23 protein-coding genes, 1 tRNA gene and 3 pseudogenes are annotated in these 23,798 nt (G+C 55.7%); 16 read left to right on the forward strand and 11 right to left on the reverse strand.

Annotated elements, in window-relative coordinates:
- Positions 1–14: 14 nt before the first annotated feature.
- The gene (gene dhaR / locus FHW76_RS23345) at positions 15–1,940 is read left to right on the forward strand and encodes a dihydroxyacetone kinase operon transcriptional regulator DhaR (protein ID WP_022065618.1); all 1,926 of its coding nucleotides are present in this window, start codon (positions 15–17) and stop codon (positions 1,938–1,940) included.
- Here the strand turns inward: dhaR and FHW76_RS23350 are convergent.
- From FHW76_RS23350 to FHW76_RS23365, 4 genes are read right to left on the reverse strand one after another with little or no spacing between them, the layout of a single operon-like run.
- Complete coding sequence (locus FHW76_RS23350) at positions 1,918–2,448, reverse strand: cob(I)yrinic acid a,c-diamide adenosyltransferase (protein WP_032731285.1); 531 nt, start codon at positions 2,446–2,448, stop codon at positions 1,918–1,920. The two genes, dhaR and FHW76_RS23350, sit on opposite strands and share 23 nt — an antisense overlap.
- Positions 2,449–2,802 carry a glycerol dehydratase reactivase beta/small subunit family protein gene (locus tag FHW76_RS23355; protein WP_032731284.1) on the reverse strand — a complete coding sequence of 118 codons (354 nt, stop codon included), beginning with the start codon at positions 2,800–2,802 and terminating at the stop codon, positions 2,449–2,451. It abuts the gene before it with no gap.
- A 20-nt stretch (positions 2,803–2,822) separates the two neighbouring features.
- Positions 2,823–3,986 (reverse strand): 1,3-propanediol dehydrogenase, encoded by a 1,164-nt coding sequence (gene dhaT / locus FHW76_RS23360; RefSeq protein ID WP_004889680.1) that lies wholly within the window; start codon positions 3,984–3,986, stop codon positions 2,823–2,825.
- 21 nt (positions 3,987–4,007) lie between these two features.
- Positions 4,008–4,436, reverse strand: a complete 429-nt coding sequence (locus FHW76_RS23365; protein WP_022065621.1) for a heme-binding protein — start codon at positions 4,434–4,436, stop codon at positions 4,008–4,010.
- Positions 4,437–4,849: 413 nt separating this feature from the next.
- Here FHW76_RS23365 and FHW76_RS23370 point away from each other — a divergent pair, with 413 nt between their 5' ends.
- Genes FHW76_RS23370 through FHW76_RS23390 form a run of 5 tightly spaced genes read left to right on the forward strand, consistent with a single transcriptional unit; the run spans position 4,850 to position 10,235 of the window.
- The gene (locus FHW76_RS23370; protein ID WP_002917676.1) at positions 4,850–6,517 is read left to right on the forward strand and encodes a propanediol/glycerol family dehydratase large subunit; all 1,668 of its coding nucleotides are present in this window, start codon (positions 4,850–4,852) and stop codon (positions 6,515–6,517) included.
- A 12-nt stretch (positions 6,518–6,529) separates the two neighbouring features.
- Positions 6,530–7,114 carry a propanediol/glycerol family dehydratase medium subunit gene (locus tag FHW76_RS23375; protein WP_032731281.1) on the forward strand — a complete coding sequence of 195 codons (585 nt, stop codon included), beginning with the start codon at positions 6,530–6,532 and terminating at the stop codon, positions 7,112–7,114.
- A 2-nt stretch (positions 7,115–7,116) separates the two neighbouring features.
- Positions 7,117–7,542, forward strand: a complete 426-nt coding sequence (locus tag FHW76_RS23380) for a glycerol dehydratase small subunit DhaB3 (protein WP_002917670.1) — start codon at positions 7,117–7,119, stop codon at positions 7,540–7,542.
- Positions 7,543–7,554: 12 nt separating this feature from the next.
- A complete protein-coding gene (locus FHW76_RS23385) occupies positions 7,555–9,378 on the forward strand; it encodes a diol dehydratase reactivase subunit alpha (RefSeq protein WP_032755543.1) in 1,824 nt (607 codons plus the stop codon).
- A gap of 53 nt (positions 9,379–9,431) precedes the next feature.
- Entirely contained in the window at positions 9,432–10,235 is an 804-nt protein-coding gene (locus FHW76_RS23390) for an MIP/aquaporin family protein (RefSeq protein WP_012540523.1), read from the forward strand.
- Between the two features lie 55 nt (positions 10,236–10,290).
- Here the strand turns inward: FHW76_RS23390 and hdeB are convergent, their stop codons facing one another.
- Positions 10,291–10,596 (reverse strand): acid-activated periplasmic chaperone HdeB, encoded by a 306-nt coding sequence (hdeB, locus tag FHW76_RS23395; RefSeq protein ID WP_016161849.1) that lies wholly within the window; start codon positions 10,594–10,596, stop codon positions 10,291–10,293.
- Between the two features lie 26 nt (positions 10,597–10,622).
- Positions 10,623–11,198, reverse strand: a complete 576-nt coding sequence (locus tag FHW76_RS23400; RefSeq protein ID WP_064166693.1) for an HdeD family acid-resistance protein — start codon at positions 11,196–11,198, stop codon at positions 10,623–10,625.
- Between the two features lie 237 nt (positions 11,199–11,435).
- Between FHW76_RS23400 and FHW76_RS23405 the strand changes: the two genes are divergently transcribed.
- Positions 11,436–12,098, forward strand: coding sequence for a YfdX family protein (locus FHW76_RS23405; RefSeq protein WP_162493302.1), 663 nt, complete (start codon positions 11,436–11,438; stop codon positions 12,096–12,098).
- 90 nt (positions 12,099–12,188) lie between these two features.
- On the opposite strand, the gene FHW76_RS23410 is transcribed toward FHW76_RS23405, so the two are convergent.
- Both FHW76_RS23410 and evgA read right to left on the reverse strand, forming a co-directional pair.
- Positions 12,189–15,431, reverse strand: a complete 3,243-nt coding sequence (locus tag FHW76_RS23410) for an ATP-binding protein (RefSeq protein WP_183477037.1) — start codon at positions 15,429–15,431, stop codon at positions 12,189–12,191.
- A 4-nt stretch (positions 15,432–15,435) separates the two neighbouring features.
- On the reverse strand, positions 15,436–16,050 hold the full coding sequence (gene evgA / locus FHW76_RS23415; protein WP_110220895.1) for an acid-sensing system DNA-binding response regulator EvgA: 615 nt from the start codon (positions 16,048–16,050) through the stop codon (positions 15,436–15,438).
- 300 nt (positions 16,051–16,350) lie between these two features.
- On the opposite strand from evgA, the gene FHW76_RS23420 reads away from it, so the two are divergent.
- Positions 16,351–16,716 carry an HdeA/HdeB family chaperone gene (locus FHW76_RS23420; RefSeq protein ID WP_172616548.1) on the forward strand — a complete coding sequence of 122 codons (366 nt, stop codon included), beginning with the start codon at positions 16,351–16,353 and terminating at the stop codon, positions 16,714–16,716.
- A 68-nt stretch (positions 16,717–16,784) separates the two neighbouring features.
- Here the strand turns inward: FHW76_RS23420 and FHW76_RS23425 are convergent, their stop codons facing one another.
- Positions 16,785–17,057 (reverse strand): hypothetical protein, encoded by a 273-nt coding sequence (locus FHW76_RS23425; RefSeq protein ID WP_032691249.1) that lies wholly within the window; start codon positions 17,055–17,057, stop codon positions 16,785–16,787.
- 270 nt (positions 17,058–17,327) lie between these two features.
- Positions 17,328–18,173: an MBL fold metallo-hydrolase gene (locus FHW76_RS23430; RefSeq protein WP_077269385.1), complete on the reverse strand. Its 846-nt coding sequence runs from the start codon at positions 18,171–18,173 to the stop codon at positions 17,328–17,330.
- Positions 18,174–18,922: 749 nt separating this feature from the next.
- On the opposite strand from FHW76_RS23430, the gene FHW76_RS23435 reads away from it, so the two are divergent.
- Entirely contained in the window at positions 18,923–19,156 is a 234-nt protein-coding gene (locus tag FHW76_RS23435; protein WP_008806542.1) for a hypothetical protein, read from the forward strand.
- Positions 19,157–19,248: 92 nt separating this feature from the next.
- Positions 19,249–19,821 (forward strand): GNAT family N-acetyltransferase, encoded by a 573-nt coding sequence (locus FHW76_RS23440; RefSeq protein ID WP_008806541.1) that lies wholly within the window; start codon positions 19,249–19,251, stop codon positions 19,819–19,821.
- Positions 19,822–19,980: 159 nt separating this feature from the next.
- Here the strand turns inward: FHW76_RS23440 and FHW76_RS23445 are convergent.
- A tRNA-OTHER gene (locus tag FHW76_RS23445) sits at positions 19,981–20,085 on the reverse strand.
- A 175-nt stretch (positions 20,086–20,260) separates the two neighbouring features.
- On the opposite strand from FHW76_RS23445, the gene FHW76_RS23450 reads away from it, so the two are divergent.
- The 6 genes and pseudogenes from FHW76_RS23450 (at position 20,261) to FHW76_RS23475 (ending at position 23,731) form a co-directional block, all read left to right on the forward strand.
- Positions 20,261–21,385: a PIN domain-containing protein gene (locus FHW76_RS23450; RefSeq protein WP_064160900.1), complete on the forward strand. Its 1,125-nt coding sequence runs from the start codon at positions 20,261–20,263 to the stop codon at positions 21,383–21,385.
- Between the two features lie 111 nt (positions 21,386–21,496).
- A pseudogene (locus tag FHW76_RS23455) lies at positions 21,497–22,607 on the forward strand (IS3 family transposase).
- A 5-nt stretch (positions 22,608–22,612) separates the two neighbouring features.
- A pseudogene (locus FHW76_RS26535) lies at positions 22,613–22,726 on the forward strand (LysB family phage lysis regulatory protein); the annotation flags it as partial.
- Positions 22,686–22,859: pseudogene (gene lysC / locus FHW76_RS26330) on the forward strand (Rz1-like lysis system protein LysC); the annotation flags it as partial. The pseudogenes FHW76_RS26535 and lysC, both read left to right, overlap by 41 nt.
- The gene (locus tag FHW76_RS23470) at positions 22,822–23,289 is read left to right on the forward strand and encodes a phage tail protein (protein ID WP_064160949.1); all 468 of its coding nucleotides are present in this window, start codon (positions 22,822–22,824) and stop codon (positions 23,287–23,289) included. The pseudogene lysC and the gene FHW76_RS23470, both read left to right, overlap by 38 nt.
- Positions 23,282–23,731, forward strand: a complete 450-nt coding sequence (locus FHW76_RS23475; RefSeq protein WP_064160948.1) for a phage virion morphogenesis protein — start codon at positions 23,282–23,284, stop codon at positions 23,729–23,731. Before FHW76_RS23470 ends, FHW76_RS23475 begins: the two co-directional genes overlap by 8 nt.
- Positions 23,732–23,798: the final 67 nt, after the last annotated feature.

Raw genomic sequence — 23,798 nt, forward strand, 5'->3', positions numbered from 1 at the left:
ACGCGGAAAACAGTATGACTGTTCAGACTCAGGATACCGGGAAGGCGGTCTCTGCCGTCATCGCCCAGTCATGGCATCGCTGCAGCAAGTTTATGCAGCGTGAAACCTGGCAAAAGCCGCACCAGGCCCAGGGCCTGACTTTTGACTCGATCTGTCGGCGTAAAACCGCGCTGCTGACCATCGGTCAGGCGGCGCTGGAGGACGCCTGGGAGTTTATGGACGGTCGCCCCTGCGCGCTGTTTATTCTTGATGAGACCGCCTGCATCCTGAGCCGCTGCGGCGAACCGCAAACGCTGGCCCAGCTGGCTGACCTGGGATTTCGCGACGGCAGCTACTGCGCGGAGAGCATTATCGGCACCTGCGCGCTGTCGCTGGCCGCGATGCAGGGGCAGCCGATCAACACCGCCGGCGATCGGCATTTTAAGCAGGCCCTGCAGCCATGGAGCTTTTGTTCGACGCCGGTGTTTGATAATCACGGGCGGCTATTCGGCTCCATCTCCCTCGGTTGCCTGGTGGAGAATCAATCCAGCGCCGACCTTTCCCTGACGCTGGCCATCGCCCGCGAGGTGGGCAATTCACTGCTCACCGACAGCCTGCTGGCGGAATCCAACCGCCACCTCAATCAGATGTACGGCCTGCTGGAGAGCATGGACGATGGGGTGATGGCGTGGAACGAGCAGGGCGTCCTGCAGTTTCTCAATGTTCAGGCGGCGAGACTGCTGCATCTTGATGCCCAGGCCAGCCAGGGGAAAAATATCGCCGATCTGGTGACCCTCCCTGCGCTGCTGCGCCGCGCCATCAAACACGCCCGCGGCCTGAATCACGTCGAAGTCACCTTTGAAAGTCAGCATCAGTTTGTCGACGCGGTGATCACCTTAAAACCGATTGTCGAGGCGCAAGGCAACAGCTTTATCCTGCTCCTGCACCCGGTGGAGCAGATGCGGCAGCTGATGACCAGCCAGCTCGGTAAAGTCAGCCACACCTTTGAGCAGATGTCTGCTGACGATCCGGAAACCCGGCGCCTGATCCACTTTGGCCGCCAGGCGGCGCGCGGCGGCTTCCCGGTGCTGCTGTGCGGCGAAGAGGGGGTCGGGAAAGAGCTGCTGAGCCAGGCCATCCACAATGAAAGCGAGCGGGCGGGCGGCCCCTACATCGCCGTCAACTGCCAGCTGTATGCCGACAGCGTGTTGGGCCAGGACTTTATGGGCAGCGCCCCCACTGATGATGAGAATGGCCGCCTGAGCCGGCTTGAGCTGGCCAACGGCGGCACCCTGTTTCTGGAAAAGATTGAGTATCTGGCGCCGGAGCTGCAGTCGGCTCTGCTGCAGGTCATTAAGCAGGGAGTGCTCACCCGCCTTGACGCCCGGCGCCTGATCCCGGTGGATGTGAAGGTGATCGCCACCACCACCGTCGATCTGGCCAACCTGGTGGAGCAGAACCGCTTTAGCCGCCAGCTGTACTATGCGCTGCACTCGTTCGAGATCGTCATCCCGCCGCTGCGCGCCCGACGCAACAGTATTCCGTCGCTGGTGCATAACCGGTTGAAGAGCCTGGAGAAGCGTTTCTCTTCGCGACTGAAAGTGGACGATGACGCGCTGGCGCAGCTGGTGGCCTACTCGTGGCCGGGGAATGATTTTGAGCTCAACAGCGTCATTGAGAATATCGCCATCAGCAGCGACAACGGCCACATTCGCCTGAGTAATCTGCCGGAATATCTCTTTTCCGAGCGGCCGGGCGGGGATAGCGCGTCATCGCTGCTGCCGGCCAGCCTGACCTTTAGCGCCATCGAAAAGGAAGCTATTATTCACGCCGCCCGAGTGACCAGCGGGCGGGTGCAGGAGATGTCGCAGCTGCTCAATATCGGCCGCACCACCCTATGGCGCAAAATGAAGCAGTACGATATTGACGCCAGCCAGTTCAAGCGCAAGCATCAGGCCTAGTCTCCTCGATACGCGCCATGGAGAACAGGGCATCCGACAGGCGATTGCTGTAGCGTTTGAGCGCGTCGCGCAGCGGATGCACGCGGTCCATGGCCGTCAGCAGGCGTTCGAGCCGACGGGACTGGGTGCGCGCCACGTGCAGCTGGGCAGAGGCGAGATTCTTCCCCGGGATCACGAACTGTTTTAACGGGCCGCTCTCGGCCATATTGCGGTCGATAAGCCGCTCCAGGGCGGTGATCTCCTCTTCGCCGATCGTCTGGCTCAGGCGGGTCAGGCCCCGCGCATCGCTGGCCAGTTCAGCCCCCAGCACAAACAGCGTCTGCTGAATATGGTGCAGGCTTTCCCGCAGCCCGGCGTCGCGGGTCGTGGCGTAGCAGACGCCCAGCTGGGATATCAGTTCATCGACGGTGCCGTAGGCCTCGACGCGAATATGGTCTTTCTCGATGCGGCTGCCGCCGTACAGGGCGGTGGTGCCTTTATCCCCGGTGCGGGTATAGATACGGTACATTCAGTTTCTCTCACTTAACGGCAGGACTTTAACCAGCTGCCCGGCGTTGGCGCCGAGCGTACGCAGATGATCGTCGCTATCGGTGACGTGTCCGGTAGCCAGCGGCGCGTCCGCCGGCAGCTGGGCATGAGTGAGGGCTATCTCGCCGGACGCGCTGAGCCCGATACCCACCCGCAGGGGCGAGCTTCTGGCCGCCAGGGCGCCCAGCGCAGTGGCGTCACCGCCTCCGTCATAGGTTATGGTCTGGCAGGGGACCCCCTGCTCCTCCAGCCCCCAGCACAGCTCATTGATGGCGCCGGCATGGTGCCCGCGCGGATCGTAAAACAGGCGTACGCCTGGCGGTGAAAGCGACATGACGGCCCCCTCGTTAACACTCAGAATGCCTGGCGGAAAATCGCGGCAATCTCCTGCTCGTTGCCTTTACGCGGGTTCGAGAACGCATTGCCGTCTTTCAGAGCCATCTCCGCCATGTAGGGGAAGTCGGCCTCTTTTACTCCCAGATCGCGCAGATGCTGCGGAATACCGATATCCATCGACAAACGCGTGATAGCGGCGATGGCTTTTTCCGCCGCGTCGAGGGTGGACAGTCCGGTGATATTTTCGCCCATCAGTTCAGCGATATCGGCGAATTTCTCCGGATTGGCGATCAGGTTGTAGCGGGCCACATGCGGCAGCAGGACAGCGTTGGCCACGCCGTGCGGCATGTCGTACAGGCCGCCCAGCTGGTGCGCCATGGCGTGCACGTAGCCGAGGTTGGCGTTATTGAAAGCCATCCCGGCCAGCAGAGAGGCATAGGCCATGTTTTCCCGCGCCTGCAGATTGCTGCCGAGGGCCACGGCCTGGCGCAGGTTGCGGGCGATGAGGCGGATCGCCTGCATGGCGGCGGCGTCCGTCACCGGGTTAGCGTCTTTGGAGATATAGGCCTCTACGGCGTGGGTCAGGGCATCCATCCCGGTCGCCGCGGTCAGGGCGGCCGGTTTACCGATCATCAGCAGCGGATCGTTGATGGAGACCGATGGCAGGTTGCGCCAACTGACGATCACAAACTTCACTTTGGTTTGGGTGTTGGTCAGGACGCAGTGGCGGGTGACCTCGCTGGCGGTGCCGGCAGTGGTGTTGACCGCGACGATAGGCGGCAGCGGGTTGGTCAGGGTCTCGATTCCCGCATACTGGTACAGATCGCCCTCATGGGTGGCGGCGATGCCGATGCCTTTACCGCAGTCGTGCGGGCTGCCGCCGCCCACGGTGACGATGATGTCGCACTGTTCGCGGCGAAACACGGCGAGGCCGTCACGCACGTTGGTGTCTTTCGGGTTCGGCTCGACGCCGTCAAAGATCGCCACCTCGATCCCGGCCTCCCGCAGATAATGCAGGGTTTTGTCCACCGCGCCATCTTTAATTGCCCGCAGGCCTTTGTCGGTGACCAGCAGGGCTTTTTTCCCCCCCAGCAGCTGGCAGCGTTCGCCGACTACGGAAATGGCGTTGGGGCCAAAAAAGTTAACGTTTGGCACCAGATAATCAAACATACGATAGCTCATAATATACCTTCTCGCTTCAGGTTATAATGCGGAAAAACAATCCAGGGCGCACTGGGCTAATAATTTATCCTGCTCGACCGTACCTCCGCTAACGCCGACGGCGCCAATTACCTGCTCATTAAAAATAACTGGCAGGCCGCCGCCAAAAATAATAATTCGCTGTTGGTTGGTTAGCTGAAGACCATACAGAGATTGTCCTGGCTGGACCGCTGACGTAATTTCATGGGTACCTTGCTTCAGGCTGCAGGCGCTCCAGGCTTTATTCAGGGAAATATCGCAGCTGGAGACGAAGGCCTCGTCCATCCGCTGGATAAGCAGCGTGTTGCCTCCGCGGTCAACCACGGAAAACACCACCGCCACCTTGATCTCAGTGGCTTTTTTTTCCACCGCCGCCGCCATTTGCTGGGCGGCGGCCAGGGTGATTGTCTGAACTTGTTGGCTCTTGTTCATCATTCTCTCCCGCACCAGGATAACGCTGGCGCGAATAGTCAGTAGGGGGTGATAGTAAAAAACCATTACCATTCGGTTGGCTTGCTTTATTTTTGTCAGCGTTATTTTGTCGCCCGCCATGATTTAGTCAATAGGGTTAAAATAGCGTCGGCAAAACGTAATTAAGGGCGTTTTTTATTAATTGATTTACATCATTGCGGGCGATCACATTTTTTATTTTTGCCGCCGGAGTAAAGTTTCATAGTGAAACTGTCGGTAGATTTCGTGTGCCAAATTGAAACGAAATTAAATTTATTTTTTTCACCACTGGCTCATTTAAAGTTCCGCTATTGCCGGTAATGGCCGGGCGGCAACGACGCTGGCCCGGCGTATTCGCTACCGTCTGCGGATTTCACCTTTTGAGCCGATGAACAATGAAAAGATCAAAACGATTTGCAGTACTGGCCCAGCGCCCCGTCAATCAGGACGGGCTGATTGGCGAGTGGCCTGAAGAGGGGCTGATCGCCATGGACAGCCCCTTTGACCCTGTCTCTTCAGTAAAAGTGGACAACGGTCTGATCGTCGAACTGGACGGCAAACGCCGGGACCAGTTTGACATGATCGACCGGTTTATCGCCGATTACGCGATCAACGTTGAGCGCACAGAGCAGGCAATGCGCCTGGAGGCGGTGGAAATAGCCCGCATGCTGGTGGATATTCACGTCAGCCGGGAGGAGATCATTGCCATCACTACCGCCATCACGCCGGCCAAAGCGGTCGAGGTGATGGCGCAGATGAACGTGGTGGAGATGATGATGGCGCTGCAGAAGATGCGTGCCCGCCGGACCCCCTCCAACCAGTGCCACGTCACCAATCTCAAAGATAATCCGGTGCAGATTGCCGCTGACGCCGCCGAGGCCGGGATCCGCGGCTTCTCAGAACAGGAGACCACGGTCGGTATCGCGCGCTACGCGCCGTTTAACGCCCTGGCGCTGTTGGTCGGTTCGCAGTGCGGCCGCCCCGGCGTGTTGACGCAGTGCTCGGTGGAAGAGGCCACCGAGCTTGAGCTGGGCATGCGTGGCTTAACCAGCTACGCCGAGACGGTGTCGGTCTACGGCACCGAGGCGGTATTTACCGACGGCGATGATACGCCGTGGTCAAAGGCGTTCCTCGCCTCGGCCTACGCCTCCCGCGGGTTGAAAATGCGCTACACCTCCGGCACCGGATCCGAAGCGCTGATGGGCTATTCGGAGAGCAAGTCGATGCTCTACCTCGAATCGCGCTGCATCTTCATTACCAAAGGCGCCGGGGTTCAGGGACTGCAAAACGGCGCGGTGAGCTGTATCGGCATGACCGGTGCTGTGCCGTCGGGCATTCGGGCGGTGCTGGCGGAAAACCTGATTGCCTCTATGCTCGACCTCGAAGTGGCGTCCGCCAACGACCAGACTTTCTCCCACTCGGATATTCGCCGCACCGCGCGCACCCTGATGCAGATGTTGCCGGGCACCGACTTTATTTTCTCCGGCTACAGCGCGGTGCCGAACTACGACAACATGTTCGCCGGCTCGAACTTCGATGCGGAAGATTTTGATGATTACAACATCCTGCAGCGTGACCTGATGGTTGACGGCGGCCTGCGTCCGGTGACCGAGGCGGAAACCATTGCCATTCGCCAGAAAGCGGCGCGGGCGATCCAGGCGGTTTTCCGCGAGCTGGGGCTGCCGCCGATCGCCGACGAGGAGGTGGAGGCCGCCACCTACGCGCACGGCAGCAACGAGATGCCGCCGCGTAACGTGGTGGAGGATCTGAGCGCGGTGGAAGAGATGATGAAGCGCAACATCACCGGCCTCGATATTGTCGGCGCGCTGAGCCGCAGCGGCTTTGAGGATATCGCCAGCAATATTCTCAATATGCTGCGCCAGCGGGTCACCGGCGATTACCTGCAGACCTCGGCCATTCTCGATCGGCAATTCGAGGTGGTGAGCGCGGTCAACGACATCAATGACTATCAGGGGCCGGGCACCGGCTATCGCATCTCTGCCGAACGCTGGGCGGAGATCAAAAATATTCCGGGCGTGGTTCAGCCTGACACCATTGAATAAGGCGGTATTCCTGTGCAACAGACAACCCAAATTCAGCCCTCTTTTACCCTGAAAACCCGCGAGGGCGGGGTGGCTTCTGCCGATGAACGTGCCGATGAAGTGGTGATCGGCGTCGGCCCTGCCTTCGATAAACACCAGCATCACACGCTGATCGATATGCCCCATGGCGCGATCCTCAAAGAGCTGATTGCCGGGGTGGAAGAAGAGGGGCTTCACGCCCGGGTGGTGCGCATTCTGCGCACGTCCGACGTCTCCTTTATGGCCTGGGATGCGGCCAACCTGAGCGGCTCGGGGATCGGCATCGGTATCCAGTCGAAGGGGACCACGGTCATCCATCAGCGCGATCTGCTGCCGCTCAGCAACCTGGAGCTGTTCTCCCAGGCGCCGCTGCTGAGGCTGGAGACCTACCGGCAGATTGGCAAAAACGCCGCGCGCTATGCGCGCAAAGAGTCACCTTCGCCGGTGCCGGTGGTGAACGATCAGATGGTGCGGCCGAAATTTATGGCCAAAGCCGCGCTATTTCATATCAAAGAGACCAAACATGTGGTGCAGGACGCCGAGCCCGTCACCCTGCACGTCGACTTAGTAAGGGAGTGACCATGAGCGAGAAAACCATGCGCGTGCAGGATTATCCGTTAGCCACCCGCTGCCCGGAGCATATCCTGACGCCTACCGGCAAACCATTGACCGATATTACCCTCGAGAAGGTGCTCTCTGGCGAGGTGGGCCCGCAGGATGTGCGGATCTCCCGCCAGACCCTTGAGTACCAGGCGCAGATTGCCGAGCAGATGCAGCGCCATGCGGTGGCGCGCAATTTTCGCCGCGCGGCGGAGCTTATCGCCATTCCTGACGAGCGCATTCTGGCTATCTATAACGCGCTGCGCCCGTTCCGCTCCTCGCAGGCGGAGCTGCTGGCGATCGCCGACGAGCTGGAGCACACCTGGCATGCGACAGTGAATGCCGCCTTTGTCCGGGAGTCGGCGGAAGTGTATCAGCAGCGGCATAAGCTGCGTAAAGGAAGCTAAGCGGAGGTCAGCATGCCGTTAATAGCCGGGATTGATATCGGCAACGCCACCACTGAGGTGGCGCTGGCGTCCGACGACCCGCAGGCGAGGGCGTTTGTTGCCAGCGGGATCGTCGCGACGACGGGCATGAAAGGGACGCGGGACAATATCGCCGGGACCCTCGCCGCGCTGGAGCAGGCCCTGGCGAAAACACCGTGGTCGATGAGCGATGTCTCTCGCATCTATCTTAACGAAGCCGCGCCGGTGATTGGCGATGTGGCGATGGAAACCATCACCGAGACCATTATCACCGAATCGACCATGATCGGTCATAACCCGCAGACTCCGGGCGGGGTGGGCGTTGGCGTGGGGACGACTATGGCCCTCGGGCGGCTGGCGACGCTGCCGGCGGCGCAGTATGCCGAGGGGTGGATCGTACTGATTGACGACGCCGTCGATTTCCTTGACGCCGTGTGGTGGCTCAATGAGGCGCTCGACCGGGGGATCAACGTGGTGGCGGCGATCCTCAAAAAGGACGACGGCGTGCTGGTGAACAACCGCCTACGTAAAACCCTGCCGGTGGTGGATGAAGTGACGCTGCTGGAGCAGGTCCCGGAGGGGGTGATGGCGGCGGTGGAAGTGGCTGCGCCGGGCCAGGTGGTGCGGATCCTGTCGAATCCCTACGGGATCGCCACCTTCTTCGGGCTAAGCCCGGAAGAGACCCAGGCCATCGTCCCCATCGCCCGCGCCCTGATTGGCAACCGTTCAGCGGTGGTGCTCAAGACCCCGCAGGGGGACGTACAGTCGCGGGTGATCCCGGCGGGCAACCTCTACATTAGCGGCGAAAAGCGCCGCGGAGAGGCCGATGTCGCCGAGGGCGCGGAAGCCATCATGCAGGCGATGAGCGCCTGCGCTCCGGTACGCGATATCCGCGGCGAACCGGGCACCCACGCCGGCGGCATGCTTGAGCGGGTGCGCAAGGTAATGGCGTCCCTGACCGGCCATGAGATGAGCGCGATATATATCCAGGATCTGCTGGCAGTGGATACGTTTATTCCGCGCAAGGTGCAGGGCGGGATGGCCGGCGAGTGCGCCATGGAGAATGCCGTCGGGATGGCGGCGATGGTGAAAGCGGATCGCCTGCAAATGCAGGTTATCGCCCGCGAACTGAGCGCCCGACTGCAGACCGAGGTGGTGGTGGGCGGCGTGGAGGCCAACATGGCCATCGCCGGGGCGTTAACCACTCCCGGCTGTGCGGCGCCGCTGGCGATCCTCGACCTCGGTGCCGGCTCGACGGATGCGGCGATCGTCAACGCGGAGGGGCAGATAACGGCGGTCCATCTCGCCGGGGCGGGGAATATGGTCAGCCTGTTGATTAAAACCGAGTTAGGCCTCGAGGATCTTTCGCTGGCGGAAGCGATTAAAAAATACCCGCTGGCCAAAGTGGAAAGCCTGTTCAGTATTCGTCATGAGAATGGCGCGGTGGAGTTCTTTCGGGAAGCCCTCAGCCCGGCGGTGTTCGCCAAAGTGGTGTACATCAGGGAGGGCGAACTGGTGCCGATCGATAACGCCAGCCCGCTGGAAAAAATTCGTCTCGTGCGCCGGCAGGCGAAAGAGAAAGTGTTTGTCACCAACTGCCTGCGCGCGCTGCGCCAGGTCTCACCCGGCGGTTCCATTCGCGATATCGCCTTTGTGGTGCTGGTGGGCGGCTCATCGCTGGACTTTGAGATCCCGCAGCTTATCACGGAAGCCTTGTCGCACTATGGCGTGGTCGCCGGGCAGGGCAATATTCGGGGAACAGAAGGGCCGCGCAATGCGGTCGCCACCGGGCTGGTACTGGCCGGTCAGGCGAATTAAACGGGCGCTCGCGCCAGCCTCTCTCTTTAACGTGCTATTTCAGGATGCCGATAATGAACCAGACTTCTACCTTAACCGGGCAGTGCGTGGCCGAGTTTCTTGGCACCGGATTGCTCATTTTCTTCGGCGCGGGCTGCGTCGCTGCGCTGCGGGTCGCCGGGGCCAGCTTTGGTCAGTGGGAGATCAGTATTATCTGGGGCCTTGGCGTCGCCATGGCCATCTACCTGACGGCCGGTGTCTCCGGCGCGCACCTTAATCCGGCGGTGACCATTGCCCTGTGGCTGTTCGCCTGTTTTGAACGCCGCAAGGTGCTGCCGTTTATTGTTGCCCAGACGGCCGGGGCCTTCTGCGCCGCCGCGCTGGTGTATGGGCTCTATCGCCAGCTGTTTCTCGATCTTGAACAGAGTCAGCATATCGTGCGCGGCACTGCCGCCAGCCTTAACCTGGCCGGGGTCTTTTCCACGTACCCGCATTCACATATCACTTTTATACAGGCGTTTGCCGTGGAGACCACCATCACGGCAATCCTGATGGCGATGATCATGGCCCTGACCGACGACGGCAACGGAATTCCGCGCGGGCCGCTGGCGCCGTTGCTGATTGGCTTGCTGATCGCCGTGATCGGCGCGTCGATGGGGCCGCTAACCGGCTTTGCACTGAATCCGGCGCGCGACTTCGGCCCAAAACTGTTTACCAGTCTGGCCGGCTGGGGCGCGATCGCCTTTACCGGCGGGCAGTCGATACCCTACTTTTGGGTGCCGCTGCTGGCGCCGGTGGTGGGGGCGATTATCGGGGCGTTTTTGTATCGCAAGCTTATCGGCCGCCATCTGCCGTGCGAATGCGGTATCGATGAGTAAAGCGGGACCCGCCGCAGCGCGGCGGGTTTCCCCGGCCTGATGCCGGGGAGCAGGGTTATTTTTTGATGACCGCGCTGAGATCGCCGAGTTTAGCGGCGGGGTTCTTGTGGCACTCCTGCAGCATTTTCGGTACCGAGACGGTTTCGACTTCATGCCAGTCGACATAGTCGCCGCCGCTGAAGTCGGTGTTGCGATTCACGACCCAGAAGGCCACGGGGGTCATGCTTTTCGGGTTCATATCCATAAACTCCTGACAGGTCATATTCTGCGGTGTGGTTTCCTGAACCGCGAACGCCGGGCTGGTCATCAGACAGAATGTGGTGGCCGCCGCGGTCAACACGAGTGCTTTAGGTAAATTCATTTTCTTCTCCAGTGATAAAATACGGCTTAAGCCTGGGCGTGCTTCATCTTATTGCGCAGGACCAGAAAGCCGATGGCGCTAAATATCATTTCAACGCCGATAAATGCGGTGATAAATAACCAGCTTTGCTGCGGATTCATGGCCAGCCACAGACAGGCGATAAGTAAATCCAGCAGGCCAATAAAAATATTCCAGCCAGCGCCGCTTTGTTTTCGGGTTTTACATCCGCTGACGATGCGGGAAATACCGCCGAGAACAAATAAAAAGCCAAATAAAATGGCCAGACTGCTCATACCGTTGAGGGGATTGACAACAAAGCTCAGGCCGAGCACGATCCAGGCGATGGCGAAGATCAGCGCCACCAGGCGTGATTTCCAGTGCTGCTGGCGGAAGACAATCAAGCTGTACAGTGAATAGAAGCCACAGATCATCAACAACATGCCGGTTACCACGGCGAGATACCAACCGGCGGCCAACGGCCAGGCCAGGCAACAGGCCCCGCAGATAAACAGCAGGGCGGCCATCATGCCGGCATGCCGTTTATATCGTAAGAAGATGCGTGGACTAAACGCATTTAAAGTGTAATGGCTAAACATAAACATAATTGCTCCGCAGATCCCGGTAGGCGGCCTGGCGCTGAAATAAACGTATGGTTTATTCCGCGGGCCAAAAAAAATGTCTGAGGAAAATAGTAGGCCGCGGTATCGCCAGGCGTAAATAAGAGCGCCGAGGTCACTTTATACGTCTGGTCTGACAGCTGTCAGACCAGGCCCGCAATATCGCTTCCGGGCTCTGATTCTCAATAACCACGATATTTTTTAAGCTGGCTGCGTTTGGTGATGCTTACCGATTTTAATCAGGAGTTAACAATGAAAAAAGTCATTCTGGCTAGCCTGCTGGCAACCATGATGGGTACCTCTCCGGTGTGGGCGGCAGACAGCGCGACGGCAGCGCCAACCGCGGCAGCCACGGCGCAGGTACAGAAAGAAGCTGCCGATGTGCTGCAGGTGGCGGTGCAGGGCGCGAACGCGATGCGCGACGTCCAGTTCGCCCGTCTGGCGCTGTTCCACGGCCAGCCGGAGAGCGCCAAAAAACTGACTGACGACGCCGCCGCGCTGCTGGCCGCCGATGACGCCAGCTGGGCGAAGTTCGTGAAAACTGACGCCACAGCAAAAATGATCGCCGATCGCTATGTGGTGATCAACGCGACCGTCGCCCTGTCTGAAGACTACGTGGCCACGCCGGAAAAAGAGAGTGCCATTAAATCTGCCAACGAAAAGCTGGCGAAAGGTGACCAGAAAGGGGCTATCGATACCCTGCGTCTGGCCGGCATCGGCGTGATCGAGAACCAGTATCTGATGCCGCTCAACCAGACCCGTAAAGCGGTGGCGCAGGCGCAAAAACTGCTGAAAGCCGGGAAGTATTACGAAGCGAATCTGGTGCTGAAGGGCGCTGAAGAGGGCATTGTGGTGGATAGCGAGATGCTGGTGGCAGGCAACTGATCCTCGTTCCACCCTGAGAGAGCGCAGAGGAAGAAACTGACATGGATGTCCCCTTAACGCTCGGGCAGGCGGACTGCCCGAGCGGAACGGCTAGCGGCCGATCAGGGCGTTGATTTCGCCGTCGATCTCGCGCATGACGCCGGTGATGTGCTGTACCACCTCCAGACAGCTTGCCGGCGTCAGCGAATCAGGTCGCTTAGCCTCAAAAGGGGCGCACAGTTGCTGTAGCGCAGTAATCCCCAGAATTTGTGCTGAACCGTGCAGACGGTGCAGCGCTCGCAGAAAGGTCTGCGGTTCATGCCGGGCGATAGCCTGTCCGGCGGCCTGCAAATCTGTGGCCGACGCATCGCGGAACGTCTCCAGTATTTCAGTCATCAGCGCCTGGTCTCCCCCCGTATTTTCGGTCAGCACGCTGAGCTTCAGGTGCCGGGTGACGTTAGGTGATGCGCGGCCCTCCGCTAAACGGCTAAGCTCATGGCTCAGCGTCTGAACCGACACCGGCTTAAACAGACACATATTCATGCCGCTGGCCAGACACGCCTCCCGTGACTGCGGCAGCGCGCTGGCGGTCACGCCCCAAATGACCAGGCCCGGATAGCGACGGCGTAACGAGGCCGCCAACGCCAGACCATCTTTCCTGGGCATATTGAGGTCCGTGATCAGCAGATCGTAATGTTTGCTGGCGAGCTTATTCTCCGCCTCTTCACCGTCGCAGGCTTCATCGACGCTATAGCCAATGGTGCTGAGCTGGCGTTTAAGCAGCAGCCGGTTGGTGGGGTGGTCGTCCGCTATCAATATCGCCAGCCCGGGCAGGGCCTGCGGCCTGGTGGGCAATGCCTGCGGCGCATGAAGCGCGCAGTGACTCGCCTTGACCGGCAGGGTGATGGTGAAAGTTGTCCCCACCCCCGGGTGACTGACCATCTCCAGTCGACCCTGCATCAGCGCAACCAGCTCTTTGCAAATGACCAGCCCCAGTCCGGAGCCGGTCTGCTGGCGCCCCTGGCGCGCCTGAGCATAGCGGTGGAAGAGAGTAGCCTGCTCTGCTTCACTGATCCCGCAGCCGCTGTCGCTGACGATGAGCGTCAGCTCCCCCTGCGTCTCATCCGCTTGCACCAGCCGGCAACTGACCTGAATCGCACCCTCGGCGGTAAACTTCAGCGCATTGCCGATGAGATTATTGAGGATTTGCCGTAGCGCCTGCGGGTCGAGCCACAGCATGATCCCTTCCTGCAGCGCGTTATGGTGGTGCAGAACGATGCCCTTTTGCTGCGCCAGCGCGTCGAAGGTGTGGCATTGCTGCGACACTAACTGTGCGACATCGCTCCACTGCGGGGTGATCTGGTATTTTCCCGACTCAATCTTGTCGATATCAAGAATATTGCCGATAAGTCCCAGCAGGGTTTGCGCCGTCGACCCCGCCAGCTCGATCGCCTCTTTACGCTGGCCGCCGTTCAGCTCCGGTTTCGCCAGCAGCTCCAGAAAGCCGACGATGGCGCTCACCGGCGTGCGCAGCTCGTGGCTCATGCTGGCCAGAAAGCGACTCTTCGCTTTTGTCGCCTGAACGGCTTTATCTTTCTCGTGCTCCAGCGCACAGGAGAGCGCCTCCTTCTGCGCCAGCTCGTCTTCCAGCCGCTGTTGGGAGTCTTTGCGTTTGCGTACTTCCCGGCACAGGGAGAGTCCCCAGCCGAGGCTGATGGCGATCAGCACCAGCGCAAAGGCGATCAGCTGGTAAAACTGGCGGCTGTACTGGCTCCAGTTCTCGATTTGCTGGCTGGATATTTTCGACCACTTCTCGGTCATCTGCAGAATATCCCGTGGTGGAATCGCCTGCAGCGCTTTGCCAAGAATGGCGGCCAGCACCGGTTCATCGCGCGGGATGGCCAGCCGAATGGCGGCGACCGGGAGTCCGTCGATGCGGGTGTAGTGCAGGCCCTGCGGATAGTAGTGATCGATCATATAGCGGGCGGAGAGTTCCGAGGCCACGGCGGCATCCACTTCGCCTTCTTCCACCATCTTCATGGCGATACCAACGTTATCTGTCTCCACCCAGTTGACCTGTGGAAAGCGCGTTTTCAGGTCGTGGGCGGCAATCGGCCCCACCGGCAGGGCGATCCGCGCCGATCGCGTCAGCAGATGCGGGTCGGGCGCGCTGCCGCGAGCAACCAGCACAAAGGCCACGTTAATGAGCGGATCGCTGAGGGTGACGTAGGCCTGCGGCTGCGAATTGAGGGTGGCGGCGGGCATGATCGCCCAGTCCTCTTTTTCCATGCGCTTTGCCAGATCGTGGCGATTGCGCACCAGGATGGGTTCAAACTGTAGTCCGGTCTGCAGTGAGAAAATATTCAGCATATCGGCCATGATGCCGCGCAGCTCATCTTCGTCATCCACCAGGGTAAACGGCGGAAAGTAGGGGTTGACCAGCAGGCGGACGCGACGATGCTTCTGCAGCCAGCGCTGCTCCTCGGCGCTAAAGGGGAGGGGGGTATTGAGAAACGACAGATCACCGCGGTTGAGCCAGTTTTGCATGATCCGCATCGCGGTATCGCTGTCGATGGCATGAATGAAACGATCGAGGATCTGGTGTAACTCCGGCCGATCGTCGCGGGTGACGAAGCGGTTGTGTTGCTCCTGCTGACGAAAATAGTGCGCAATGACCAACGATTGCGAGAAATACTTCGAGATACAGTGGCCAGTGGTGATGTTGTTGCCAATGAAATACTGATTTTCACCGCTGACCACCGAGGCAAGCGCCTGATAGTCGCTATCGTAAAGGGTGATTTTGGCGTTGGGAAACGCCTGCTGAATAATATCGAAAAAGGCGCATTCGCGGGTGCAGGCCAGCGTAACGCGGCGGTCAGTGGTCAGCGGCGGCAGGGGGGATTTCAGCGAGGTCACCAGCGCCGGCCAGGTTTTAAGCAGCGGCGCGGATTGATCCAGGCCCGGGGCGAGCGCATCCCGGTGCGCCACCTGAGTGAGCAGGGTATCCACCTGCCGGTCGGCCAGGGCGGTGAGCGCCTGCTGCTCGGTGTCATACTGGCGGATAATCACCTTCAGTCCGAGGCTGTGCGCCATCAGCGCCAGATAGTCGGCGTTAATGCCCTGATAACTTTTCTCGTCGCCGTCATAGACGATGGGCGTCCTCTCGGGAAGCCAGGTGCCGATGGTCAGCGTCGGTTGCCCGGCCAGCCAGGCTTTCTCCTTACCGCTAAGCGGAATATCGATCGCCGCGATATGAGAATGGCTCTTCAGCTCCAGCTGTTTCATGGCATACGTGGCAGGAGAGAGACTCAGCGCCAACCCGACAACGACGGATAAAATAAGACGAACCACCATGCCATCACCCTATTTTATTGCGTTGCGCAAAGTCATAAAGCTCAAGCAGGGAGCTGCAGCCTAATTTATCCATCAGACGGACCTTATAGGTGCTTACCGTCTTATTGCTGATATTCATTTTGCTGCCGATGGTGGTGTAGTCGACGCCACAGAGGATATAGCGGAAGACCTTCATCTCCTGCGTTGACAGCGTATCCAGTCGGTCCTGATCGGTGATGCCGTGGGTGCAGAAGCGCTCCAGTGAAAAAGGGAAATAGCTGTAGCCATTATTGGCCGCGTCGATCGCGGCGAGGATATTATTCATTCCCTCTTTTTTACTCACAAAACCGTTGGCCCCGCAGTCGGCGCTGCGTTTGCCGTAGAACAGTTCATTCTTCGCGGAAATGACGATAATTTTTCCCCGGTAACGGCGTTTGCGCAGCTGCTCCAGAACGTCGATGCCGCTGAGCTCCGGAATATCGACATCGACAATCAGCAGGTCAGGCTGCATGCTTTCTGCGGTCTGCACCGCATGGGCGCCGCTGTCGAGTTCTGCCGCGACGGTAATGCCGTTGGTGTCGAGAAGATTGCGAATGGCGATACGTGCCAATGGATGATCGTCAATGATTATCGCATTCATGGGGGCGTAAATCCTGATATGAAAAAAGAAGGGCGATGCCTGGTGCAGGTGCGGCGGAGGTTATTTTTATCGGTGCCGTAATAAGGCGCAATTGTAACACAAATCGTTTTCGGCCGGGAAAATATTGTGGATGAGTGCTTGTTGAATATATTTGCATATCTGGATGACAGCTGTAGGAACAGGCGTTCACTGACTTCAGCGCTGTCTGCTGTTAAAAAAAATGCAAACGATTAATCTGCTCTTTTTAAGGTGAGTAGCCCGGAATTCCCTCCGGCAACAGCTGGCAGGTAAATAATAACAATGGCAAAAGAAAAGCGCGCCCTCTGGCGAAAATGGGGTTGGAAACGTCTGATGGCAGGAATAATCATTCTGGCAATAAGTAGCGTCGCGACGGGAAAGAATATCGCACCCGATGAGGTACGGACTCGCGATATGATGCGCTGTCAGGATTATCTGCAACTGGACCCGCGCACCTGGACGCCGATGGTGATCTGGTTGATGAACGATCCTTTTTCTCTGCAGCCGCCGGAGTGGACCGACTTTCATGAAGCTGAACTGGTGCTGACGCCGATCCTCACCGAAATCTGCCGCCAGGAGCCAGATGCCTGGCTGACTTCGCTGCGTGAACGGCTCAATTCTTATCAGCAGGTGCGGTCGCTGAATTAAGCGACCGCGGTAAAGCGGCAGGAAAAGTGACTAAGTGTGCAGTCAGCGGCCTTCTCCTGCGCAAAGGCTCAGCAGCGGCCCGCTTTTTTCGACAGGGCGTCGCAGGTTTTGCTCGCTGGCGTCGGGTTGCTGCCGGCACAGATGGCATCCGAGACGGTACTGCCGCCGCCCAGTGGGATCAGCCCGTAAAGTTTCGGCTCGGCGGCTTTTGTCACATAGCATCGATGGCTGGTTTTGCCGATGGTGGCCACAAAATTGGTTTTCACATCCTGCTGCTTCGCATCGGAAATTGTCACCTGTGAAGCATCGACATTAAAAGCAAAGGCGGCGGCCTCTTTCATTTCACTTTCCGTCGCCATTGGCGGTTTAGCTACGCAACCCATTAATAACAGTGCCAGACAGGTACTGATTGATATATCCCGTATTTTCATCATTTCATCCTTTTTGTGAGTCAACGGGTTATATATAAGAGGGGCGAGAGGGGAGTATTGATTTCGATCAGCTGGTGCAGGCTATGGTTATTTTTCAGATATTGACCTGAATTTTAACGAGCCTGGTTGCTGCCGCTGCTGCCGTTTGCTCTCCTGCGTGCCGGCTACCTTCTTTTGCATTCATTTCCCGGCGGCAGAAAAATCTAGTTTTAGCCCAACGCCGACCTCGTTGATTTTGATAAAACGCGCCAGGCTAATCTTAGCCGCAAGATCGGTACAATGGCATGGATAGAGGGAATCTGGGGATAATGCTTTAAGATAATCCCCTGTCTGCGTGAGGCGATCTTCATCGGCATTTTGCAGATGGAATCCGCCAATGACCGACACAATGTGATTCTCTCCGGTAACCTGTTTGGCATATTCGATAATGTTAGCTATTCCCGCGTGAGAACAGCCTGTGACTACCACCAGTCCCTCTTCTGTCTTTATTGCCAACGCAGAATCATCCATAACGTAATCATTAGTGATTTCGCCGTTATCATCCACCGTTTGGCCTACCGGTGTCAGCATCTCGAATTTATTGTCCCTTGGTATTTGACCAAGAAAGATGATGTTTTCAGTGAGTGGATAAGGTTTTTTGCTGCAAATTTTATCGAAGAAGAGATCATTTTGATCGAATCTGTAGTTGATCCCTATAGATTTTGCATCAAAATACTTTGGGTTTAATGCATCTGGATGGCAAACTAAGTTTATCTTTCTCTCAGGCGTGAAATTTAGGCGATCATAATGTTGGGTTAAATGATTGAGGCCCCAGGTATGATCGTTATGCCCATGCGATAAAACGATACTATCGATGGTGGTTAAATCAATTTGCAACGTTTGCGCATTCTGCAAAAAAACATCCGAATATCCGGTATCGAAAAGGATTTTTTGTCCATCATGCTCAATCAGATAGGATACACCAGGCTCACCGACAAGATACCTGTCAATTAATGTATTATTATCAACCAGAACCGTTAATTGCATCAGCAAATCCTCGATGTTGCGCCAACAATATGAAAAGGAAACTCTTTCTATTATGGACCGGTGTTATGCCACATTCATTGCGGATAAGCAATTCACCAACATTTGGCTTGCACGTTAATGCTGGCTAGCCACCTGCAGGAAAAAGAATGGGCACAGCTAAAAAATTCGCAAAGCCCGCTTCTTGCTTGAGTTAGCTATTAATGCAGACGCGGCAACTATCGTGTCAATGGCAGCGGTGGCAGGGCAATCACTGTCTTTCATTCCTGACAACTTAACCTGTCTATGAGTATGCCGGTATTACGCCACGCCCTCGTGGTAGACCGAATGAACGCGACCGTCAGGTCGGGCCGTTCGACATCCACGATCCTGAGGGCTGCAGGGATGGAAATGCGCAATTGCCCGCATCGCTGAACTGACTTGAGAAACGTCGTATCCAGTAGCATTGCTAATGTTGATATATCTTATTTCTATTTGTTATTAATGAATTGTTGACAATATTTAGCTGAACTGATTCAGCTTTATCCCGGCAGGATAAAGTTTTATAAAAATTATGTAGTTAAAATTTAAAGGATTGTAATCAGCTCGCAAGGTAAAAAGATCGTCTGGATTTTATCCGCTATCTTGAAGGGGTTAATAAATCTGCGTTATAAATTGACCGCACTATTTAGAATGAAATGGAAATATCTGAATGCGTTATTCAGATAAATAGTGAAACAAATCTTATTATACTGGTAGCTTCAGGACAGGGTATGTTTATGAAGAATGGAATTATTCTATCAATCGCCGATCGTATCAAAGACGCGCTTCCCATACCAACAGACGAATTCAGGAAAAGGCTTGAAGAGGACTGTTATGTAATATGGAAACTACCGCAATTTTATATCCGGCAAATCACCCAGTCCTCCATCATTCCCGCCTGTACTGATTATATTGAAGCAAAAAATGCAGAGGTACATGGCGCTTATGGTTCTGCCCGCCATTAAAACCAATGGTGAAATCATTCGCAAAGTTCTGTTTGTCACCGTCGGTGCGATGATGGTGACGCTTTCAGTAAAATATTTTACAGGAGTATGAAATGGCAATGGTCAATGAAAATATCGTCATTCGTCTGGCGCAAGACGTAGACATCCCTGAGGTGAAACAATTGCTGGAGCGCTATCACGCTAAAAATCTTGCAGGCGAGCAGCGGGCGAATGGATTTGTCACCACCGATATGACGCAGCAGCAATTAAGCGAACTGAGTTCAGCCGAAAGTGGTGTAGTGATCGCTGTTGATCGTTCATGTAACAAGGTTATTGGCCTGTTGCTCGGCGGATCGTGGGAATTTCTCAGCCCCTGGCCCATGTTTAAATATATGGCAAGTATTCTCAACGAATATCGCTACCAGGGGAAAAAACTGGATGCGGCTAGCTCATATCAGTATGGCCCCATCTGCGTCGCAGAAGAGTATCGTGGTCAGGGCGTGGGCGAGTTGCTGCTTGAGTATCAGCGCAAGGTGTTCGCCCCGCGTTATCCCGTCATCGTTACTTTCGTCAATGTACTGAACCCGCGCTCGTATGCGTTTCATACCCGCAACCAGTTTGAAGACGTCGGTTTCTTTAACTTCAATGGCAATAAGTACCACATGATGGCATTACCGACCTCCTGAGCGTTGGGCTGAAACAGTGCGGTATACCCGGCGGGCGTCTTCGGCGCCTGTCGGCATAAGCGCAGGTCCAGGTTAAGCCGGTGGTTTGCCGATCGCTGTTCTCTTCAGGGAAGGCTGAAAAGGAAAAGGGCCTGCGTTTGCACGTAAGCCCTTGATATCTGGTGGCCCCTGTTGGGTTTGAACCAACGACCAAGCGATTATGAGTTCCTACAGGAACAACCGAAAATCAATAGGTTTGCTTATAAATCATGCGCATAAAGGGCCATTGTATACCAACTAAGGGCCAGTTTGAGCCATTTCTACCGCCACTTTATCGCCACTGGCAAGAGGGATGCGGTTACAAGGATGAGGGAAACTTGTGATACTTATCAGAGTCATGATAATCACTGGTAGATTATACTTCTTGAACCATTTCTATGTTCAACTCATCGGATAAAAAATGACCGTGAAGAAGTATACTGCAATAACTTTAGACACCACTGTTTTTGATGGGAACGGATTGAGGCTGGACAAAGGCTTACTTGCTAGCATGGTTCAATTCAAAACTGCCCCGACTACTTTTGTTTTGACTGATGTAGTTGTCAACGAAATTACCAGTCATATTGAAGAAAGAATAAAAAAGAGCAAACTTTCCCTTGAGAGATCATTGGATAGTATTAGAGAGCACAATATTGTTGAAAGTGCAGATGTAGAATCTCTAAAGAATAAGCTGGGGTCGGCGAAAGATTGTATAGAATTAGCTAAAGAAAAGGTTTCGCAATTTATTGAGTCCACTGGTGCTATAATTCTTGATACAAACGAATATGTAACAGTAAAAGACCTTACGACTAGTTATTTTTCTCAAGAACCGCCATTTGCAGCTGTAGGTGAGAAGCAAAAAGAATTCCCTGATGCAATTTCGTTAATCGCATTGAACAATTGGGCCGGAAAAACTGGTCAGGTGGTTTACGCGATATCTGGTGATAAGGATTGGGCTTCTTACTGTAAATCGAAAGAACTTATTGATTGTTATGAAGATCTTTCTGAGGCCTTAAATCACTTCAACCGTGCGCACAAACCCTATGCGGTCGTTAGTAAATTAGAATCTCGTATCGCTTCTGGCAACTGTCTATCGTTCATGACCCAGTTGTCCGGTCATTTAGGCTACGTCTTTGATGGTGTGGATGTTACACAAGAAGCTGACTCTTCATTTTATTGGGAGCCTGAAGGATGTGAGGTACAATTTATAAATCTGAACTCTATTGATGATAACTTGAGGGTTATCAGAGATACTAAAGATACTATTGTTATTGAAGCCACATTGAATATCTCATTGGAAATAAATGGTATGTTCTCATTATCCAATTTTGATTCAATAGATCGTGATTATGTCAATATGGGCTCTGTGGAAAGAAGTGTCAGTAAAGATTTTGATATTAATATGCTGATTACATTAAGCGGTGATTTTGATGAGGCCAAAGATAATGTTGATGCCTTGGAAATCGATAGAGTTGAAATGATTGATGGTCTTGGGTCAGTATATTTTGGTGAGTTGGAAATGGATTACGAACCTGACTATGAGTAATTCAATCAAACCGGTAAGCCGGTAAGCCGGTATGTAAGCATCCCGGTAAAGCGGACCATTCACATTTAGAGATCTTCCTGCATACTGATTATGTTCCTGGAGGAGATCGCCATGCGCAAAGCCCGATTCACCGAACACCAGATCATCGCCGTTCTGAAGTCCGTCGAAGCCGGACGCACCGTCAAAGATGTGTGCCGCGAAGCCGGGATTTCTGAGGCCTCGTACTACAACTGGAAAGCGAAGTTCGGCGGTATGGAAGCCTCTGATATCAAAAAGATGAAGGACCTCGAAGATGAAAACCGCCGGTTGAAACAGATGTTTGCGGACCTGAGCCTCGAGTGCCGCGCATTGAAAGACGTTATTGAAAAAAAGCTTTAAAACCAGCGATAAAGCGTGAGCTGGTCAGCTATCTACCGCGCAGTTTGCCATGAGCTTACGTCAGGCATGCAGGATATTGTCGCTGAGCAGGACGGTATTTCGTTATCAGCCGGATACGCAACGTGATGAGCCAGTCATTATGGCGCTGACCGTGGCGGCTGAACGCTATCCGCGATACGGATTTAAAAAGCTTTTTCAGGTGCTGCGCAGGCAGGGCAAAAGCTGGAACCATAAGCGCGTTCACCGGATTTACTGCCTGCTGAAACTGAATTTTCGCCGTAAGGGAAAACAGCGCCTGCCAGCGCGCAATCCGGTTCCGCTGGTGACGCCAGAGGCGATGAACCAGAGCTGGTCCATCGATTTTATGCACGATGCGCTGGTGTGCGGCAGACGCTTCCGGACCTTCAACGTGGTGGATGATTTTAACCGCGAAGCACTGGCGATCGAAATTGACCTGAATATCCCGGCGCAGCGGGTCGTAAGAGTGCTGGACAGGATCGTGGCAAACCGCGGATATCCGCTAAAGATGCGGATGGATAACGGTCCGGAACTGGTCTCGCTGACGCTGGCACAATGGGCAGAAGAGCATGGTGTGATGCTGGAGTTTATCAGGCCCGGCAAGCCAACGCAGAATGCCTTTATCGAACGGTTCAACCGGACATACAGAACAGAAATACTGGATTTTTATCTGTTCAGAACACTGAATGAAGCACGGGAAATTACAGAGCGCTGGCTGGCTGAATATAACGGCGAGCGCCCCCACGAATCCCTGAATAACCTGACGCCGGAAGAATACCGGCTGATGGCTGAAACCCCGGAAATCTCAAAAAGTGCGTGGAACTAAAACGGGTGCGCTTACAGCACCAGCGCGCCGCCTGCACCAACGCCGCCGCCGGTGATTGTTTACAACGCCTGCCCGAAGGTCAGCCCCTGTCCGATGCCGGGCAGCGACCCGCTGACTAATGGCGACCTGAGCACGGATATACGCCAGCTTGAAAGTGCCCTACAGAGTTGCGCAATTCAGGTTGATACGGTGAAACAATGCCAGGATGAAATCGATGCAAAAGCCCAACAGTCTGCGAAAAGCCTTAACTGATGCGGTGCCGGTACTGCGTACCAACCCCGACATGCTTTGTCTTCGCCTGGACGATGGCTGCAATACGGCGACGCTGGCGCGCTCCCTGTCGTTTGAAAAGCGGTACACGCTTAACATCGTGGTGACGGATTTCACCGACGATATTGACCTGTTGTTTGTGCCGATTATGGCCTGGCTGCGCGTCAATCAGCCGGACATCATGACAACCGATGAAGGAAGAAAAAAGGGCTTTATCTGGTATGCCGACATTAATAACGACAGTAGCCTAGATGTCAGCATCAGCCTGTTGCTGACCGAGCGAACGCTGGTCAAAGAGATCGACGGCGCGCTGCACGTTGAGAACATCCCGGAGCCGACACCGCCGGAGCCGGTAGCGCGCCCCGTTGAGATGTGGAGTAATGGCGAACGGGTGAGTAAATGGGATGAATGACTTCAAACCCTTTGAGGACAAGCTTGCCGGGTTGATAGCGGCCCTTTCTCCTGCCGGACGTCGCCGGATGACCGCCGACATTGCGAAGAAACTACGCCAGCGGCAACAGCAGCGCATTAAATCGCAGAAAGCCCCGGATGGTACGCCATTTGCCCCGCGTAAGCGCCAGCCCGTCAGAGCAAAGCAAGGCCGGATTAAGCGCGAAATGTTCGCGAAACTGCGTACCAGCCGCTATATGAAAGCGAGCGGCGGCGACAGCGCGGCGGTGGTGGAATTTACCGGGAAAGTGCAGCGCATCGCCCGCGTGCATCAGCTCGGGCTCAAGGATAAACCATCCCCCAAAAGCGCCGCCGTCGAGTACCCACAGCGTCAGCTCCTGGGCTTTACCGAAGATGACCGGCAGCTTGTGGAAAGCGTCATCATTGACTACCTCGCCGATTAACTCTATACCAGCTCGCGCAAACCACTACAGATTACTGCCGGATATTTCTGACGGTATTGTACTACTA

This window comes from Klebsiella sp. RC2 (assembly GCF_014192815.1).
GTDB classification, from domain to species: domain Bacteria; phylum Pseudomonadota; class Gammaproteobacteria; order Enterobacterales; family Enterobacteriaceae; genus Klebsiella; species Klebsiella variicola.

Coding starts and splice junctions, on each gene's coding strand:
- FHW76_RS23380 (WP_002917670.1), top strand. CDS start 7,117: ATGAGCGAGAAAACCATGCGCGTGCAGGATTATCCGTTAGCCACCCGC.
- FHW76_RS23475 (WP_064160948.1), top strand. CDS start 23,282: ATGAATGACTTCAAACCCTTTGAGGACAAGCTTGCCGGGTTGATAGCG.
- FHW76_RS23425 (WP_032691249.1), bottom strand. CDS start 17,057: ATGAAAGAGGCCGCCGCCTTTGCTTTTAATGTCGATGCTTCACAGGTG.
- FHW76_RS23370 (WP_002917676.1), top strand. CDS start 4,850: ATGAAAAGATCAAAACGATTTGCAGTACTGGCCCAGCGCCCCGTCAAT.
- FHW76_RS23365 (WP_022065621.1), bottom strand. CDS start 4,436: ATGAACAAGAGCCAACAAGTTCAGACAATCACCCTGGCCGCCGCCCAG.
- FHW76_RS23405 (WP_162493302.1), top strand. CDS start 11,436: ATGCTTACCGATTTTAATCAGGAGTTAACAATGAAAAAAGTCATTCTG.
- FHW76_RS23385 (WP_032755543.1), top strand. CDS start 7,555: ATGCCGTTAATAGCCGGGATTGATATCGGCAACGCCACCACTGAGGTG.
- FHW76_RS23430 (WP_077269385.1), bottom strand. CDS start 18,173: ATGCAATTAACGGTTCTGGTTGATAATAATACATTAATTGACAGGTAT.
- dhaT (WP_004889680.1), bottom strand. CDS start 3,986: ATGAGCTATCGTATGTTTGATTATCTGGTGCCAAACGTTAACTTTTTT.
- FHW76_RS23420 (WP_172616548.1), top strand. CDS start 16,351: ATGGCAAAAGAAAAGCGCGCCCTCTGGCGAAAATGGGGTTGGAAACGT.
- FHW76_RS23440 (WP_008806541.1), top strand. CDS start 19,249: ATGGCAATGGTCAATGAAAATATCGTCATTCGTCTGGCGCAAGACGTA.
- dhaR (WP_022065618.1), top strand. CDS start 15: ATGACTGTTCAGACTCAGGATACCGGGAAGGCGGTCTCTGCCGTCATC.
- FHW76_RS23450 (WP_064160900.1), top strand. CDS start 20,261: ATGACCGTGAAGAAGTATACTGCAATAACTTTAGACACCACTGTTTTT.
- FHW76_RS23410 (WP_183477037.1), bottom strand. CDS start 15,431: ATGGTGGTTCGTCTTATTTTATCCGTCGTTGTCGGGTTGGCGCTGAGT.
- FHW76_RS23400 (WP_064166693.1), bottom strand. CDS start 11,198: ATGTTTATGTTTAGCCATTACACTTTAAATGCGTTTAGTCCACGCATC.
- FHW76_RS23435 (WP_008806542.1), top strand. CDS start 18,923: ATGTTTATGAAGAATGGAATTATTCTATCAATCGCCGATCGTATCAAA.
- FHW76_RS23355 (WP_032731284.1), bottom strand. CDS start 2,802: ATGTCGCTTTCACCGCCAGGCGTACGCCTGTTTTACGATCCGCGCGGG.
- FHW76_RS23390 (WP_012540523.1), top strand. CDS start 9,432: ATGAACCAGACTTCTACCTTAACCGGGCAGTGCGTGGCCGAGTTTCTT.
- hdeB (WP_016161849.1), bottom strand. CDS start 10,596: ATGAATTTACCTAAAGCACTCGTGTTGACCGCGGCGGCCACCACATTC.
- FHW76_RS23350 (WP_032731285.1), bottom strand. CDS start 2,448: ATGTACCGTATCTATACCCGCACCGGGGATAAAGGCACCACCGCCCTG.
- evgA (WP_110220895.1), bottom strand. CDS start 16,050: ATGAATGCGATAATCATTGACGATCATCCATTGGCACGTATCGCCATT.
- FHW76_RS23470 (WP_064160949.1), top strand. CDS start 22,822: ATGCAAAAGCCCAACAGTCTGCGAAAAGCCTTAACTGATGCGGTGCCG.